The sequence below is a fragment of the Streptomyces sp. NPDC044061 genome, assembly GCF_056434305.1.
In genome coordinates, this window is the sequence record NZ_JBWKFL010000003.1 from 279,787 (window position 1) to 295,261 (window position 15,475).

A 15,475-nucleotide genomic window follows, 5' to 3' on the forward strand; every position below is an offset into this window, starting at 1 on the left:
GTGCCGACAGGCCTACCGTTGTCCGGCGCCCCCTCCTTCCGTCGGCCCGGGAAACCTCGCAAATCCGACGCGTCAGAACCGGAGTTGGGCCTCTTATTTGTCAGTGTCGTGCCGTACAACTGAGGGCACGGCGAGGTCCGCCGTGCGGACGGGAGGAGGTGGCTCGGTGAGCATTTCCGAGCCCTTGGACGATCCGTGGGCCGAAGCCGGACCCAGTGATCGTCTGCCGGCCTCCCGTCGGCGGAGCGACGGTGGCCGGGGTCGTGACGAACAGCACGACCGGGGCCGGGAGAACGGCGGCTGGGACGGCGGAGGGTCGTCCTTCGAGCGGGTACCGCCGCAGGATCTGGACGCCGAGCAGTCGGTGCTGGGCGGCATGCTGCTGTCCAAGGACGCCATCGCCGACGTGGTCGAGATCCTCAAGGGCCACGACTTCTACAAGCCGGCGCACGAGACGATCTACCAGGCGATCCTCGACATCTACGCCAAGGGCGAGCCGGCCGACCCCATCACCATCGCCGCCGAACTCACCAAGCGCGGCGAGATCAACAAGGTCGGCGGCGCGGCTTATCTGCACACCCTCGTCCAGACGGTGCCGACGGCCGCCAACGCCGAGTACTACGCGGAGATCGTCCACGAGCGGGCCGTCCTGCGCCGCCTGGTCGAAGCCGGAACGCGCATCACCCAGATGGGATACGCGGCCGACGGAGACGTGGACGAGATCGTCAACAGCGCCCAGGCCGAGATCTACGCCGTCACCGAGCAGCGCACCAGCGAGGACTACCTGCCGCTCGGCGACATCATGGAGGGCGCGCTCGACGAGATCGAGGCGATCGGCTCGCGCAGCGGCGAGATGACGGGTGTGCCCACCGGGTTCACCGACTTCGACTCGCTGACGAACGGCCTGCACCCGGGCCAGATGATCGTCATCGCGGCCCGTCCTGCCATGGGTAAGTCGACGCTCGCCCTGGACTTCGCCCGAGCCGCATCGATCAAGAACAACCTCCCCAGCGTCATCTTCTCGCTGGAAATGGGCCGCAACGAGATCGCGATGCGTCTGCTCTCCGCCGAGGCTCGCGTCGCCCTGCACCACATGCGGTCCGGCACCATGACCGACGAGGACTGGACCCGGCTCGCGCGTCGTATGCCGGACGTCTCGGCCGCCCCGCTGTACATCGACGACTCCCCGAACCTGTCGATGATGGAAATCCGTGCCAAGTGCCGGCGGCTGAAGCAGCGCAACGACCTGAAGCTGGTCGTCATCGACTACCTCCAGCTGATGCAGTCCGGCGGCTCCAAGCGCGCCGAGAGCCGCCAGCAGGAGGTCTCGGACATGTCCCGTAACCTCAAGCTGCTCGCCAAGGAGCTTGAGATCCCGGTCATCGCGCTCTCCCAGCTGAACCGTGGCCCCGAGCAGCGGACCGACAAGAAGCCGATGGTCTCCGACCTTCGCGAGTCCGGCTCCATCGAGCAGGATGCCGACATGGTCATCCTGCTGCACCGCGAGGACGCCTATGAGAAGGAGTCCCCGCGGGCGGGTGAGGCCGACCTGATCGTCGCCAAGCACCGTAACGGTCCCACGGCGACGATCACCGTCGCCTTCCAGGGCCACTACTCCCGCTTCGTGGACATGGCCCAGACCTGATCCGGTCCGGTGGAGGACCTGGTCAGCCACGTTTTCCCGTCTGCGAAATGAGCTCGACGTGGGTCGGTCCGCCCGGTGGACTAGGGGCATGACGACATCCCAGGAAGAGTTGCTGCCCAGTACGCGCCGGGCATTGCTGCACCGGATCGCTGTCGCGCAGACCGAAGGGCGGGCGCCCTCCCTGGTCGCGGCGGTCGTCCGGGACGGGCGGGCCGTGTGGCACGGGGCACGGAGTTCGGTGGACGGTCACGCGCCGGACGAGAACGTGCAGTACCGGATCGGGTCGATCACCAAGACATTCACGGCCGTGCTGGTGATGCGGCTGCGTGACGAGGGCGTGCTCGACCTCGGCGACCCGCTGGAGAAGTATCTGCCGGGCACCGGCGCGGGGGAGGCGACCATCGCCGAACTGCTCGCGCACACGGGCGGCCTGGCCGCGGAGACGCCCGCGCCGTGGTGGGAGCGCACCCCGGGCTCGCTGCGTCCCGAACTGAGCGATGTGCTGGGTGAGCGGCCCCTGCTGCATCCCGTGGGCAGGCGGCACCACTACTCGAACCCCGGCTACACGCTGCTCGGCGCTCTGGTGGAGGAACTGCGCGGAGCCCCCTGGGCGGACGTGCTCCACAGGGAGGTGCTCGAGCCCTTGGGCCTCGATCGCACCAGCTCCCAGCCGCGGATGCCGCACGCCGGTGGCTGGGCGGTGCATCCATGGGCCGACGCACTGCTGCCCGAGCCCATGGAGGACCTCGGACGGATGGCACCGGCCGGGCAGCTGTGGTCCACCACCGCCGACCTGGCGCGGTTCGCCGCTTTCCTGGTCAGGGGGGACGACCGGGTGCTGAGCGCGGAATCGGTACAGGAGATGCGTACGCCCGCGGCTCCCGCCGAGACCTCGGACGTCGTGGACGGTGCCACGTACGGCCTGGGCATGCAGATTCAGAACCGTGACGGCCGGCTGATCGTCGGGCACTCCGGCTCGCTTCCAGGGTTCCTGGCCAACCTCAGCATCAGTGTGGAGGACGACGTGGCGGCCGTGGTGCTGGCCAACTGCACATCCGGCCCCGCGCTGTCCGCCGTGGCGGCCGACCTCGTCCGTATCGTCGCCGAGGCCGAGCCGCGGATTCCCGAGCCCTGGCGTCCGCTGCGCGAAGTGGATCCGTTGCTACTGGAGTTGACCGGTCAGTGGTACTGGGGGACGCAGGTCTTCGCCCTGCGGGTGCCGGCCGACGGCATGGTCTCCTTGGGGCCGGTCTCCGGCGCCGGCCGCCGTGCGCGTTTCCGGGCCAACGGCGACGGCACCTGGACGGGGCTGGAGGGCTATTACGCGGGGGAGCGACTGCGGGCCGTACGGCGACCGGACGGTTCCGTGAGCCACCTGGACCTCGGGTCCTTCGTGTTCACGCGGCAGCCCTACGAGGAAGGGGCCGGGGTGCCCGGCGAAGTGGACCCCGAGGGCTGGCGGGGGATCCCGACCTGACCGGCTGGTCCGAGAGGTGTGGGTGTTTCACGTGAAACGCCCACACCCTGTCACTTCTCAGAGCTGGAGCTTGAAGCCCACGTGGGAGGCGGTGAAGCCCAGCCGTTCGTAGAACCGATGGGCGTCCGTGCGGCTGCTGTCGGATGTCAGCTGCACCAACTGGCAGTCCTGGCGGCGGGATTCGTCGATCGCCCACTCGATGAGTTGTGTGCCCAGGCCGCTGCCGCGCTCATCGGCGTGGATGCGTACGCCCTCGATGATCGAGCGGGTCGCTCCCTTGCGGGAAAGCCCCGGGATGACCGTCATCTGGAGGGTGCCTACGACACGGCCTTCACGCACCGCCACGACGAGCCGCTGGTTGGGGTCCGCGTTCAGCCGCTCCAGCGCCGCCAGGTAGGGCGTCATGTCGTCGAGTGACTCGCGCAGGGCGCCCAGGGGGTCGTCGGCGAGCATCGAGACGATCGCCGGCACGTCGGCCGCAGTCGCACGGCGTATTTCGAGATCTCCCATGTTCGCACCCTATGCGGGCACGTTGAGGGACTCCACGACCCGCACGAGCGGGGCCAGTTCGGGGTTCCTGGCCGCCTCGTCCAGAGCCTCGCGCAGGGCGGCGTCGTTGGTGGGCCGCGCCTCCTCCAGCAGCCGCAGACCCGCCTCGGTGACATTGGTGTAGATACCGCGGCGGTCGGTGGGACACAGGTAGCGCTCCAGCAGACCGCGGTCCTCCAGGCGGGTCACCAGGCGCGTGGTGGCGCTCTGGCTGAGGACGACCGCATCGGCGACCTGCTTCATCTGCAGATGACCGCCCTCGCCGTCGTGCTGCCGGCTGAGGACGTCGAGCAGGGAGTACTCGCGCACGCTCAGGTCGTGCTTCGCCTGCAGGGCGCGCTCGATGTGCGCCTCGATCCTCCCGTGCAGCAGAGAGAGAGCACACCAGCCCTGGGAGAGGGCAGTGAGCGCGGGGCCCGTCGCTGTCATTGGCGTTTCCTCCGTCCCGGAGCGGCTGAATCCAGGATAGAGCACCCCCGCAATAGTCGGCGATTGCACTTAGCCCGCGTTTGCAATTATTGTGAACGCACGCAAAGCGCTTCTGCAATCATCTGGGAAGGTGCATCCCCCATGCCTCTCGCGCTTCTGGCCCTCGCGATCGGGGCCTTCGGAATCGGAACCACCGAATTCGTGATCATGGGCTTGCTGCCCGAGGTCGCGGGCGACTTCGGGGTCTCCATCCCCACTGCGGGCCTGCTCGTGACCGGATACGCCCTCGGTGTCGTGCTCGGCGCTCCGCTGATGACCGTGCTGGGCACCAAGGTCTCGCGCAAGCGGATGCTGATGCTGCTCATGGGCCTGTTCATCGCGGGAAACCTGCTCTCCGCCGTGGCCCCCGCCTTCGCGATCATGCTGATCGGACGAGTGATCGCCTCCCTCGCCCACGGCGCCTTCTTCGGCATCGGCTCGGTCGTCGCGGCCGAACTGGTGGCCCCCGACAAGAAAGCTGGAGCCATCGCGATGATGTTCACCGGCCTGACCGTCGCCAACGTCGTCGGCGTCCCGCTGGGCACGCTCATCGGGCAGCACGTCGGTTGGCGCATCACCTTCGGCATCGTCGCCGCCCTCGGGGTCGTGGGACTCGCCGGCATCGCCAGGCTCGTGCCCGAGATGCCGAGGGCCGAGGGCGTGCATCTGCGCCACGAACTGGCCGCCTTCAAGAACGCCCAGGTTCTGCTCGCCATGGCGATGACCGTGCTCGGCTTCGGCGGTGTCTTCGCAGCCATCACCTACATCGCCCCGATGATGACCCACACCGCCGGCTTCGCCGACGGCTCGGTCACCTGGCTGCTGGTCCTCTTCGGCCTCGGCATGGTCGGTGGCAACCTCGTCGGCGGCAGGTTCGCGGACCGCGCGCTGATGCCGATGCTGTACGTCTCACTGGGTGCCCTGGCCGTCGTCCTCGCGCTGTTCACCCTCACCGCGCACAACAAGGTCGCGGCCGCCGTGACCATCGCCCTGATCGGCGCCCTCGGCTTCGCGACCGTCCCGCCCCTGCAGAAGCGGGTCCTCGACCAGGCTCATGGCGCTCCGACGCTGGCGTCGGCCGTGAACATCGGCGCCTTCAATCTGGGCAACGCCCTCTCCGCCTGGCTCGGCGGCATGGTGATCGCGGCCGGCCTCGGCTACACCGCGCCCAACTGGGTCGGCGCCGCCCTCGCCGCAGCCGCCCTGGTCCTCGCCGTCCTCTCGGCAGCCCTGGAGCGCCGCGACAGCGCGCGGAGCGCCGTGGTGGCCTCCGGCACGCCCGCAGGGCAGCGAACCCCCGTCCATCACTGAGCCGACTCGGACCACAAGGCACCACGACCCATACCCGAACGGCACCCGGACCGCCGGGGCGTATGCCGCCCCGCTCCCCGGCACCCCCCTCACCTCACGCCACACCGCACCAAGGAGAACGCTCCATGAGCACCACCACCGTCGCCCCGCTCACCACAGAGGACGCCGAGCTGCTCGTCGCCACGGCCCGCCGCGCGGCCGATGCCGCCGGAGTCACCGTCAGCGTCACGGTGCTGGACGCCGGCGGCCATCTGCTCGCCTTCCGCCGGGACGACCGGGCCGTGCTGATCTCCGGCGAGACGAGCACCCGCAAGGCCTACACGGCGCTCCAGCTGAACGCGGCCACCGCCGACCTCGTGGACGCCGTCCAGCCCGGTGGCCTCTTCCACACGCTGCCCACGGCCCTCGACCGTCCCCTGCTGTTCATAGCGGGTGGTCTCCCCGTCCACCGGGACGGCCGTCCGATCGGCGCGATCGGCGTCGGCGGCGGCGCGCCGGACCAGGACCACGGCTTCGCCGCCGCTGCCCTCCAGGCGCTCGCCTGACCGCCGCTTCCCAGGCGTGACAACGCCGGCCCCCGCACTGGCGATGGGCCGGCGTTTCGCCATGCGGCCGCTCAGCCCGCGGCCACCGTGAGCGGTGCGAACCGGCGTGTCCAGTCCCCCGGCAGGTCCGTGATGCCGTAGGTCATGACGGCGTTGAAGGCCACGGACGCCAGCCCCCGCGCCTTGGCCCAGGCCCGCAGCTCTTCGTGGCGTACGTCGATGTCAGTGCGCAGGGGGCGATTCGTACGAGCCGCGAGCGAGGCGATGAGGGCCTTGGCGATCTCGGTGTCCCGGGCGATCAGCGGGCCGACGACATGGGTGTCCTCATTGGGCCAGGCGGCCGTGTAGCCGATGATCCGGCCGCCTTCCTCGGCCACACACAGATGGTCGGCGAAAGCGGGCAGGCGGGTGATGAGAGGAGTGCGGTCGGCGCCGAACACCTCCTCGTCGAGACGCAGGATCGAGGGCAGGTCCTCGGCGGTGGCAGCACGGGTTGTCACGTCGACGTCCGGTCCGCCGGGGGTGAAGCGCCCCGTCAGCATCTCCGCCCGGCCCGTGACCTTGTAGCCCAGCTCCTCGTAGAGCGGGCGCCCGTAGGGCGTGGCATGCAGGGTCAGCGGTGTGGTGCCCATGGCCGCTACGACATGCCGCATCAGGCGGCGTCCGACGCCTCGGCGGGCATGGCGTTCGGCCACCAGGACCATGCCGATGGCGCCGAGGTCCGACCGCTCCCAAGAGCCGTACTCCGTGACGACGCACGCGGCGACCAGTCCGCCCTCGGGGTCGTCGATGCCGTATCCGTTACCGGCCGAGAGGAGGAAGCCCCACTTGTGTTCCTCACGTGGCCACCCCCTGTCTTCGGACAAGTCGGCGCAGGCGTTGAGATCGCGGAGCGTCAGACGGCGGATGGGAAGAGCAGCGAGAGAAGGAGTCGGCACGCAGGTCAGGCTGTCCGACCGGCACCCTCGGCGTCCACCGGTTTCGAGGTAGACGCAGGCGCTTTTGGCCATGTCGTGGCCATCCGTACAGGCGCCGTACAGGCGTGGGTGTTTCACGTGAAACATCGCGAGCCCGCTAGCCTCTGGCCATGCCGAGACTGCATCTCTTCGACCTCGATGGCACCTTGCTGCACGGCACCACCGCTCCTGCGGAAATTTCCCGTCAGTTGGGCAGGGAGGCGGAGACGGTGGCACTGGACCGGGCCATCGCGGAGGGGAGGATAGGTCCGCCGGAGTATGCGACCCGGGTCTACGACCTATGGGCGGAGCTGACCGATGCGCATGTGAGTGCGGCCTTCGAGGCGGCTCCCTGGCTGGCCCGGATTCGTGAGGTCTGGGCGGAAATCCGAGGCGCGGGTGACTACTGCGCGGTGGTGTCCCTCTCACCGTCCTTCTTTGTGGAACGTCTCCTCGGCTGGGGTGCACACGCGGTCCACGGATCGCGCTTCCCTGCCATACCGTTCACGGAGCAGGTCGACCCGGCCGGAGTGCTCAACGCAGCAGCCAAGGTGACCATCGCGGACCGGCTATGCGAGGAGTTCGGTGTGACCCGCGCCGACTGTGTCGCGTACGGCGACTCGCTCTCGGACAGGGATCTGTTTGCTGCTGTACCGGTTTCCGTCGCAGTCAACGCGGACGGCCACCTGACCGGGCTCGCCACCTACTCCTACACCGGGCGGGATCTGTGGGATGCCTATGAATTGGTGTGCACCGTCGGATAGTTGAGTGGGTTAAGGGTTCGTCTCCCTGCTCGCTTCGCGGGGATGCAAGGCGGGACTTGTGTGCATCGCGACGGCCAGTAGGGTCGACTCCGGTTCACGTCCGGGACGGAGTGCTTCGGCGAGAGTGCTCCGGCCGGCGCCAGCCGACGGGGGAAAGCATGCACCTTCCGAGGCGGAGGTGCGCAGACCGACCGAAAGACGTTCGAGGCGAGGCACATGGACGCTCCGACCACCACGTCGGGGGAGAACGGCACAGCGGGCGGGGGCAACTGGTTCACGCCGCAGAAGACACCTTCGGCCCCGCCGCCGGACAGCGATCAGGAGACGACCGCTGCCTTCGGGCCCTCGCTCCCGGCCGTCGCGTCGACCGAACCGCAGCCTGTACCCGCCCGTCGCCCGGCCCCGCCCGCCGAGGAGGCGTCCCCGGACGCGCTCGTCATCCGCCGCACGATGGCCGAGATCGCCCCGGTCGCCGACGAGGCCACCTCCTACTTCTACGCGCTCCTCTTCGTTCGCCACCCCGACCTGCGCCCGATGTTCCCGGCCGCGATGGACCTACAGCGGGAGCGGCTGCTGAAGGCCCTGCTCACCGCAGCCGAGCACATCGACAACACACCCGTCCTTGTCGACTATCTGCGGAACCTGGGCCGCGGGCACCGGAAGTACGGCACGCGCGCCGAGCACTATCCGGCCGTCGGTGAATGCCTCATCGGGGCGCTGAGTACGTACGCCGCCGCGATCTGGAGCCCGGAGACCGAGGCGGCCTGGGTGCGGACCTACACCACGATGTCCCAGGTGATGATCGACGCGGCCGCCGCGGACGAACTGAGCGCCCCCGCCTGGTGGCAGGCCGAGGTCGTCGCGCACGACCTCAGGACCCCCGATGTCGCTGTCCTCACCGTCCGTCCGGACCAGCCCTATCCCTTTCTCGCGGGCCAGTACGCCGGCGTGGAGACACCTTGGTGGCCTCGGGTCTGGCGGCAGTACTCCTTCGCGTCGGCGCCCCGCTCGGACGGCCTGCTGACGTTCCATGTGAAGGCCGTCCCCGCCGGCTGGGTCTCCAACGCGCTGGTGCACCGCGCACGGCCCGGCGACGTCATACGCCTGGGCCCGCCGACAGGCTCCATGACCGTCGACCACACCACCGACAGCGGACTGCTCTGCCTCGGCGGCGGCACTGGCATAGCGCCCATCAAGGCCCTGGTCGAGGACGTGGCCGAGCACGGGCGCCGCCGCCAGGTCGAAGTCTTCTACGGCGCGCGCACCGACCACGACCTGTACGACATCGACACCATGCTCAGGCTCCAGGAGAGCCATCCGTGGCTGTCGGTCCGGGCCGTCATCGACCAGCGGGCCCATCTCCGGCTTCCGGACGCCGTACGCCAGTACGGCCCCTGGACCGAGTACGACGCCTATCTCTCGGGGCCGCCCGGGATGATCCGCAGCGGGGTCGACGCCCTGCGGGACATCGGCATTCCCTCGAAGCGCATACGGCACGACTCGGTCGGGGAAATGGTCGTCGGGGGCTGACCGGCCGGCCGACTACCCGAGGTCGGGGGCATGCATCGCACGGACGCCCTCGATGTTCCCGTCGAGGTAGTGCCGCAGCGACAGGGGAACGAGGTGGACGGAGGCGATGCCGACCCGGGTGAACGGGACACGGACGATCTCGTATTCGCCCGCCGGGTCCTCCACCTCCGGGCCGTGGCGCAGCGACGGGTCCATGGACTCCAGCCGGCAGACGAAGAAGTGCTGTACCTTCACGCCGGTCGCGCCGCCGTCCTCACCGATGTGCTCCACGGTGTCCACGAAGCAGGGCACGACGTCTGTGATCTTGGCGCCGAGTTCCTCGTACACCTCACGGTGCAGGGCGTCGACGACGGTCGGATCCTCGGGTTCGACCCCGCCACCGGGAGTGACCCAGTAGGGATCGACACCGGGCTTGGTGCGCTTGATCAGGATCAGGTCGTCACCGTCCAGCAGAACGGCACGGGCGGTGCGCTTGACCACGGGTCGGACGGTCATGGGAGAAATGTGGCCCGGCTGGTTCCACGTGAAACATCGCAAAGCGCCACCACCCGAGTGCATCGCGTGAATGGGCCGGGAAGCCGCCTCACCACCAGTTGGTGGCGGCCCGCTGGAGCCACTCGTGCGCCCGCGCGACATGCGGCATGGCGAGCGTTCCGGTGCGCACCGCCAGGAAGTAGGTGCGCAGCGGCGGAACGGCCGGGTCGTGCAGTGTGACGATCTCTCCCCGGTCGAGGCAGGGGGTGCACAGATAGCGGGGCAGCACGGCCAGTCCGGCGCCCGCGATCGCACAGGCGAGGACCGCGCGCAGATCGGGCACGATGACCGTGCCCGAGGCGGCCGGGCGTGAGTCGAAGACCGAGGCCCAGTAGCGCGAGACGAAGGGCAGCGATTCGTGGACCTCTACGACAGGCAGGTTCTCCAGGGCGGGCGCCCCTTTGAGGCGCAGCGCTCCGGGGCCGATCCGTTCGGCCCAGCGCGGGGCGGCGACCAGCACGTGCTCCTCGTCGCAGAGCGGGGTGGCGGTCAGCAGGGCGCCGCGGGGCCTGACCGTGCTGATGGCCAGGTCGTGGTGTCCGGCCGCCAGCCCCTCCAGAGTCTCCTCCGCGGTGCCGAAGGAGGCACGCAGGGCGAAGCCCTGGCCGTCGTCGCCGGTGAGTGCCGTCAGGGCGGGAAGAGCGCGTTCGGCGGTGAACTCCGGCGGGCCGGCGAGGTGCAGTGTGCGTAACGAGGACTCGTCGTCCAGGCCGCTCTCGGCTATCTCCACCAGGGCGTCGAGGTGGGGAGCGGCCTTGTGGGCGAGTTCGTCGCCGATGGTCGTGGGCGTCACCCCGCGGGCCTGTCGCAGGAACAGAGGGCGGCCCAGCTGGCGCTCCAGGGTGCGGATCTGGGAGGTGACGGCCGGTTGGGACAGACCCAGCAGGGCGGCGGCACGGGTGAAGGAGCCGGCCCGGTGCACGGTGACGAAGGTGCGCAGCAAGGCCAGATCCATGGCACGCCCTCCCCTTCCCTGCCCTCCTCCGGCCCTCAGGCAGGCCCCAACTATAAATAAGTCGATAGGTCTCTGTCGCTACCGTGATTGGACACTGACAGACGGTCAACTAGCCTTGTTCGCGCGGTTCTTCGCGCGCGGAACCGGTGGCGGTCCGAGCCACGAGGGGGGAGGCTCGGACCGCCCGCACAGCGGGCCGGATGCCGCCGGTCAGATCACTGTGCCGACGCGTCGAGCGCCCGTAGCACATCCGCCACCAGGTCCTCGGGGTCCTCGGCGCCGACGGACATGCGGATGAACCCTTCCGAGACCGCGTCCCCGCCCCAGCGGCCACGGCGCTCGGCCGTGGAGCGCACGCCACCAAAACTCGTCGCGTCCTCGACCAGGCGAAGTTCCTCGAGGAAGCGCTCGGCACGCGCGCGCGTGGGCAGCGTGAAGGAGATCACGCAGCCGTAGCGGCGCATCTGCTGGGAGGCAACCTTGTGCGCGGGGTCGTCGGGCAGCCCCGGATAGCGCAGCCCGGCCACCTCGGGCCGCTGCCGCAGGGCCTCGGCCACCATGAGGGCCGTCGCGTTCTGCCGCTCGACACGCAGCTGGAGCGTGGCGATGGAACGGTGCGCGAGCCAGGCCTCCATGGGCCCGGAGATCGCACCGACGATCTTGCGCCAGCGGCGTACGGCGGCCATCGCCTCGCTGTCGCGCCCGGCGACGTAGCCCAGCAGTACATCACCGTGCCCGGTCAGCTGCTTGGTGCCGCTGGCCACGGAGAAGTCGGCACCCAGCTCCAGTGGGCGCTGCCCGAGCGGTGTGGCGAGGGTGTTGTCGACGGCCACCAGAGCGCCGCGCGCGTGGGCCGCCTCCACCAGCCGCCGGATGTCGCACACGTCGAGCCCCGGGTTCGACGGCGACTCGATCCACAGCAGCCGCGCGCCGTCCAGGACGTCCAGCTGCGCGTCACCGCCCGTGGGGGCCGTGCGCACCTCGATGCCGTACCCCTCGAGCTGGTCGCGGACCAGGGGCAGCACCTGATAGCCGTCGGAGGGCAGGACGACCGCGTCCCCGGCACGCAGCTGCGAGAACAGGACCGAGGAGATCGCCGCCATGCCGGAGGCGAAGACCAGGGTCTCGACGTCGTCGCGCCCCGGCCCCTCCAGTTCCCCGATGGCGCGCTCCAGCAGCGTCCAGGTGGGGTTGTCGTCACGTCCGTAGGAGTACGGTCCCGTCACGTCGCCCGGCAGGTGGAAGTGCGCGGCGAACACCGGTCCGGGCAGGGTCGGCTCGTGCTTGACCGGCTCGGGCAGTCCGGCCCGCACCGCGCGCGTGCCGTCGCCGCTGTGGTCCGCGTTCTTGTTGGTGTCGCTCATGCGGCCCGTCCCTCCAATTGTTCCCGTACAGCGGCGAGCAGGCCGGTGCTCGCCTCCTCCACCATCTCAAGGCATTCCTCGAAGCCGTCGCGGCCCCCGTAGTACGGGTCCGGTACGTCGAGGTCGTCGCCGGCCGCGGGGTCGTACGAGCGCAGCAGACGTACCTTGCGGGCTTCCTCCTCGGTGGGGGCGAGCCGGCGCAGGGCCTTGAGATGGCCGGTGTCCAGGGCGATCACCAGGTCGAGGCCGGCGAACCAGGAGGGCCGGAACCGGCGTGCGGTGTGCTCGGTGCCGTAGCCGTGTTCGTCGAGGACCGAGACGGTGCGCGGGTCGGCGCCCTCCCCCTCGTGCCAGCCGCCGGTGCCGGCGCTGTCGGTCTCGACCAGGCCCTCGAGGCCGGCCTCTGTCACGCGCGCGCGGAAGACGGACTCGGCCATCGGGGAGCGGCAGATGTTGCCGGTGCACACGAAACAGACGCGGTAGCTCATGACGTACTCAGTCCTCGTCGGGCAGGACGAGGTTCAGCGCCCACGAGACGATCGAGATGATCAGACCGCCGACCACGGCCGTCCAGAAGCCGTCCACGTGGAAACTCAGGTCGAGCTTGCCGCACACCCATGAGGTCAGCAGCAGCATCAGCGCGTTGACGACCAGGGTGATCAGCCCGAGGGTCAGGAGGAACAAGGGGAAGGTGAGGACCTTCACGATCGGCTTGACCAGGGAGTTGATCAAGCCGAAGATCAGCGCGACCACGAGCAGGGTGCCGACCTTCTTGCCCGTGCTGTCACCGGTGAGGGTGATCTTGTCGAGCAGCCACACGGCGACCGCCAGGGCGCCCGCGTTGGCGATCGTCTTGACTACGAAATTCTTCATGTGTCTGATCGTGGCAGACCAGATCGATTGCGAGCAGTGGGGCGAGGGCGGACAACGGCGATGAAGGCATTCCGGCTGGACGAACTGGAGGCGGAGCGCGCCGCCAACGAGGGGGCGTACCTGCAGTTCCTGCGGGAGCGGAACATGTCGGTCGGTCTGTACGCCCTCGACGCCGGCGAGCACGACCCGCAGAAGCCGCACAACCAGGACGAGGTGTACTTCGTGGTCAGCGGCCGCGCCTCGATCACGGTCGGACTGGAGACCACGCAGGTGGCGCGGGGCAGCGTGGTGTACGTCCCGGCCGGCGCCGCCCACAAGTTCCACCACATCAGCGAGGATCTGCGGGTCCTGGTCGTCTTCTCCCCGCCCGAGGCCTGAGGTCTCAGCCCGCGGCCTGAGCCCCGGCCTCGGGGTTCACGGCTCGGGGTTCCCTAGGGGACGGGTCAGGGGAGGACAAGGGCTGCGAAGCCCCGCGGGACCCTGCGGCGGCCCTAGCATCGAGTGCAGACATCGAGAACCGCGTCCACGACAGCGCGCACTACGCCGTGAACGCGACGAAACGCAAAGGACGAGGGCAATGCGAGAGATCTTCGCGGGGCTGCCGTGGTGGGTGAAGTGGGTCGCGGTGCCGGTCATCGCCCTGGTGGTGTTCGGCAGCCTGATAGCGACCGTCGTCGGCTTCGTGATCGGTCTGCTCTTCAAGGCGCTGGTCTTCGTCGCCCTGGTCGGCGGACTGATCTACATCGTGCGCAAGTTCATGTCGAACTCCTCGTCACGCAGCGACTGGTGAGGGCCTTGGGAACCGGTGACCGGTAACGGGAATCACCGGTTCCCTCGGGGGAGGGAAGTTTCCCCGGCAGGCCGTCCGCACGCGGTGGCGGGCGGTTAGAGTCCGGAACCCCACGCGGGGCCGGGCCCCGCGGGCGGCGTACACCCCCACCCGTGTTCTCTCCGCACGGGCTGCCCCACCTCGCGCTTCGGGAGTGACCCTTGGCCACGGTTGACACCGCACCGGCAGAACCCCACGCACCTCCCACCTCGCCGCGCCCCTGCACGCCCCCTGTGCAGCGGCCACCCGGCGCGGTCGTCCCGGGGCAACCGCGCCCGGTGACCGTCCCCGGGCCCGTCCGGTCCGCGGACGACGCGGGACAACCGCCCGCCGCCACCCTCATCGGATCCGTCCAGCGCGCGATGCGCCTGCTGGAGACCGTCGCGGCACACGAGTACGGCGCTCCCGCCAAGCAACTCGCCCGTGAGACCGGAGTGGCCCTGCCCACGACCTATCACCTGTTGCGCACCCTCGTGCACGAGGGCTATCTGCGCCGTGAGAAGGGGCTGTTCTTCCTCGGTGACGCGGCCGAGCGGCTGAGCAGCAGTGGAGCGCAGGAGAAACGTCGCAGCACGGTGGCCGACACCCTCGCCCACTGGCGCGATTCCATCGGTGTGCCGATGTACTACGCGATGTACCGGGACGGCGAGATCGAGGTCATGTGCGTCTCCGACTCGCGGGAGACCCCGGCGGTCGAGGAGTGGGCCGACTTCCGCGAAACCGGGCACGCCCACGCGATCGGGCAGTGCCTGCTCTCGCAGCTGGACGAGGAAGCCCGCCGGGAGCACCTGGCCCGCTATCCGGTGCGGTCCCTCACGCCGTACACCGTGCGCGACAGCCACGCCCTGCTGCGCCGGCTGGCCAGGATGCCGCGGATGGAGCCGGTCGTGGAGCGCCAGGAGTACGCGCTCGGGACGGTCTGCGCGGCGATTCCGATCACGGTCGGAACCACGGCGGCCACGATGGCGATCTCGCTGCCCGCCCACCGGTCCGACCGGCTGCTGCCGGCGGCCCACCGGTTGCAGGCCGAGATCGGGCACCATCTGGGTGCGCTGGCGCTCTCTATCAGTATCTGAAAACTCACTCCTTGTGATCTGTTGTGTACGTTCAGCAAGATTTGACCACGGTCGAGGGGTCCATTCCCGGCCAGTCGATGTCACTTGACGGGGTAGGCGATGCGCGAATCCGTACAGGCAGAAGTCATGATGAGCTTTCTCGTGTCCGAGGAGCTCTCCTTCCGCATCCCGGTGGAGTTGCGCTACGAGACCTGTGATCCCTATGCCGTGCGACTGACCTTTCATCTGCCCGGCGATGCCCCGGTGACCTGGGCCTTCGGCCGTGAGCTGCTGATCGACGGGGTCGGGCGGCCGTGCGGTGAGGGGGATGTGCGCATCGCTCCCGCCGATTCCGAGGTGCTGGGCGAGGTGCTGATCCGGCTCCAGGTGGGCGGCGACCAGGCCCTGTTCCGCTCCTCGACGCCGCCGCTCGTGGCCTTCCTCGACCGCACGGACAAGCTGGTGCCGCTCGGCCAGGAGGGTGCGCTGGCGGACTTCGACGCGCACCTCGAGGAGGCCCTGGACCGTATCCTGGCGGAGGAACAGAGCGCCGGCTGAAGCGTTACGGCATCGGGCGCGGGGACCCCGCAGTGCCGCGCGTATTGATGCAGGAACGCTTC

The 15,475-nt window shown here is 69.5% G+C and carries 18 protein-coding genes; 10 read left to right on the forward strand and 8 right to left on the reverse strand.

Annotation, left to right across the window (positions count from 1 at the left end; all coding sequences use genetic code 11):
* Positions 1 to 166 precede the first annotated feature (166 nt).
* Positions 167 to 1,645 (forward strand): replicative DNA helicase, encoded by a 1,479-nt coding sequence (gene dnaB, locus AC07CM_RS06100; RefSeq protein WP_478875132.1) that lies wholly within the window; start codon positions 167 to 169, stop codon positions 1,643 to 1,645.
* Between the two features lie 88 nt (positions 1,646 to 1,733).
* Positions 1,734 to 3,122: a serine hydrolase domain-containing protein gene (locus AC07CM_RS06105; protein WP_478875133.1), complete on the forward strand. Its 1,389-nt coding sequence runs from the start codon at positions 1,734 to 1,736 to the stop codon at positions 3,120 to 3,122.
* A gap of 57 nt (positions 3,123 to 3,179) precedes the next feature.
* Here AC07CM_RS06105 and AC07CM_RS06110 read toward each other — a convergent pair whose 3' ends face one another.
* Positions 3,180 to 3,632 (reverse strand): N-acetyltransferase family protein, encoded by a 453-nt coding sequence (locus AC07CM_RS06110; RefSeq protein ID WP_478875134.1) that lies wholly within the window; start codon positions 3,630 to 3,632, stop codon positions 3,180 to 3,182.
* 9 nt (positions 3,633 to 3,641) lie between these two features.
* Entirely contained in the window at positions 3,642 to 4,100 is a 459-nt protein-coding gene (locus AC07CM_RS06115; RefSeq protein ID WP_478875135.1) for a MarR family winged helix-turn-helix transcriptional regulator, read from the reverse strand.
* A 141-nt stretch (positions 4,101 to 4,241) separates the two neighbouring features.
* Here AC07CM_RS06115 and AC07CM_RS06120 point away from each other — a divergent pair, with 141 nt between their 5' ends.
* Together AC07CM_RS06120 and AC07CM_RS06125 are read left to right on the forward strand one after the other, a co-directional pair.
* The gene (locus AC07CM_RS06120; RefSeq protein ID WP_478875136.1) at positions 4,242 to 5,450 is read left to right on the forward strand and encodes an MFS transporter; all 1,209 of its coding nucleotides are present in this window, start codon (positions 4,242 to 4,244) and stop codon (positions 5,448 to 5,450) included.
* Between the two features lie 125 nt (positions 5,451 to 5,575).
* Positions 5,576 to 5,995: a GlcG/HbpS family heme-binding protein gene (locus AC07CM_RS06125; RefSeq protein WP_478875137.1), complete on the forward strand. Its 420-nt coding sequence runs from the start codon at positions 5,576 to 5,578 to the stop codon at positions 5,993 to 5,995.
* Positions 5,996 to 6,066: 71 nt separating this feature from the next.
* Here the strand turns inward: AC07CM_RS06125 and AC07CM_RS06130 are convergent, their stop codons facing one another.
* A complete protein-coding gene (locus tag AC07CM_RS06130) occupies positions 6,067 to 6,933 on the reverse strand; it encodes a GNAT family N-acetyltransferase (RefSeq protein ID WP_478875138.1) in 867 nt (288 codons plus the stop codon).
* A gap of 149 nt (positions 6,934 to 7,082) precedes the next feature.
* Here AC07CM_RS06130 and AC07CM_RS06135 point away from each other — a divergent pair, with 149 nt between their 5' ends.
* Complete coding sequence (locus tag AC07CM_RS06135; protein WP_478875139.1) at positions 7,083 to 7,715, forward strand: HAD family hydrolase; 633 nt, start codon at positions 7,083 to 7,085, stop codon at positions 7,713 to 7,715.
* Between the two features lie 216 nt (positions 7,716 to 7,931).
* Positions 7,932 to 9,245 carry a globin domain-containing protein gene (locus AC07CM_RS06140; RefSeq protein ID WP_478875140.1) on the forward strand — a complete coding sequence of 438 codons (1,314 nt, stop codon included), beginning with the start codon at positions 7,932 to 7,934 and terminating at the stop codon, positions 9,243 to 9,245.
* A gap of 12 nt (positions 9,246 to 9,257) precedes the next feature.
* Here the strand turns inward: AC07CM_RS06140 and AC07CM_RS06145 are convergent, their stop codons facing one another.
* From AC07CM_RS06145 to AC07CM_RS06165, 5 genes are all read right to left on the reverse strand, one after another.
* Positions 9,258 to 9,740: an NUDIX domain-containing protein gene (locus AC07CM_RS06145; RefSeq protein WP_478875141.1), complete on the reverse strand. Its 483-nt coding sequence runs from the start codon at positions 9,738 to 9,740 to the stop codon at positions 9,258 to 9,260.
* A gap of 88 nt (positions 9,741 to 9,828) precedes the next feature.
* On the reverse strand, positions 9,829 to 10,734 hold the full coding sequence (locus AC07CM_RS06150) for a LysR family transcriptional regulator (protein WP_478875142.1): 906 nt from the start codon (positions 10,732 to 10,734) through the stop codon (positions 9,829 to 9,831).
* Between the two features lie 215 nt (positions 10,735 to 10,949).
* Entirely contained in the window at positions 10,950 to 12,098 is a 1,149-nt protein-coding gene (locus AC07CM_RS06155; protein ID WP_478875143.1) for a cystathionine gamma-lyase, read from the reverse strand.
* A complete protein-coding gene (locus AC07CM_RS06160; RefSeq protein ID WP_478875144.1) occupies positions 12,095 to 12,586 on the reverse strand; it encodes a low molecular weight protein-tyrosine-phosphatase in 492 nt (163 codons plus the stop codon). Before AC07CM_RS06160 ends, AC07CM_RS06155 begins: the two co-directional genes overlap by 4 nt.
* A 7-nt stretch (positions 12,587 to 12,593) precedes the next feature.
* Positions 12,594 to 12,971 carry a phage holin family protein gene (locus AC07CM_RS06165; RefSeq protein ID WP_478875145.1) on the reverse strand — a complete coding sequence of 126 codons (378 nt, stop codon included), beginning with the start codon at positions 12,969 to 12,971 and terminating at the stop codon, positions 12,594 to 12,596.
* A 60-nt stretch (positions 12,972 to 13,031) separates the two neighbouring features.
* Between AC07CM_RS06165 and AC07CM_RS06170 the strand changes: the two genes are divergently transcribed.
* From AC07CM_RS06170 to AC07CM_RS06185, 4 genes are all read left to right on the forward strand, one after another.
* Entirely contained in the window at positions 13,032 to 13,349 is a 318-nt protein-coding gene (locus tag AC07CM_RS06170) for a cupin domain-containing protein (protein ID WP_478875146.1), read from the forward strand.
* Between the two features lie 199 nt (positions 13,350 to 13,548).
* Positions 13,549 to 13,761, forward strand: coding sequence for a DUF5326 family protein (locus AC07CM_RS06175; RefSeq protein ID WP_094218693.1), 213 nt, complete (start codon positions 13,549 to 13,551; stop codon positions 13,759 to 13,761).
* Positions 13,762 to 13,961: 200 nt separating this feature from the next.
* Positions 13,962 to 14,876, forward strand: coding sequence for an IclR family transcriptional regulator (locus AC07CM_RS06180; protein WP_478875147.1), 915 nt, complete (start codon positions 13,962 to 13,964; stop codon positions 14,874 to 14,876).
* A 99-nt stretch (positions 14,877 to 14,975) separates the two neighbouring features.
* Positions 14,976 to 15,413, forward strand: a complete 438-nt coding sequence (locus AC07CM_RS06185) for an SsgA family sporulation/cell division regulator (RefSeq protein WP_478875148.1) — start codon at positions 14,976 to 14,978, stop codon at positions 15,411 to 15,413.
* Positions 15,414 to 15,475 lie beyond the last annotated feature (62 nt).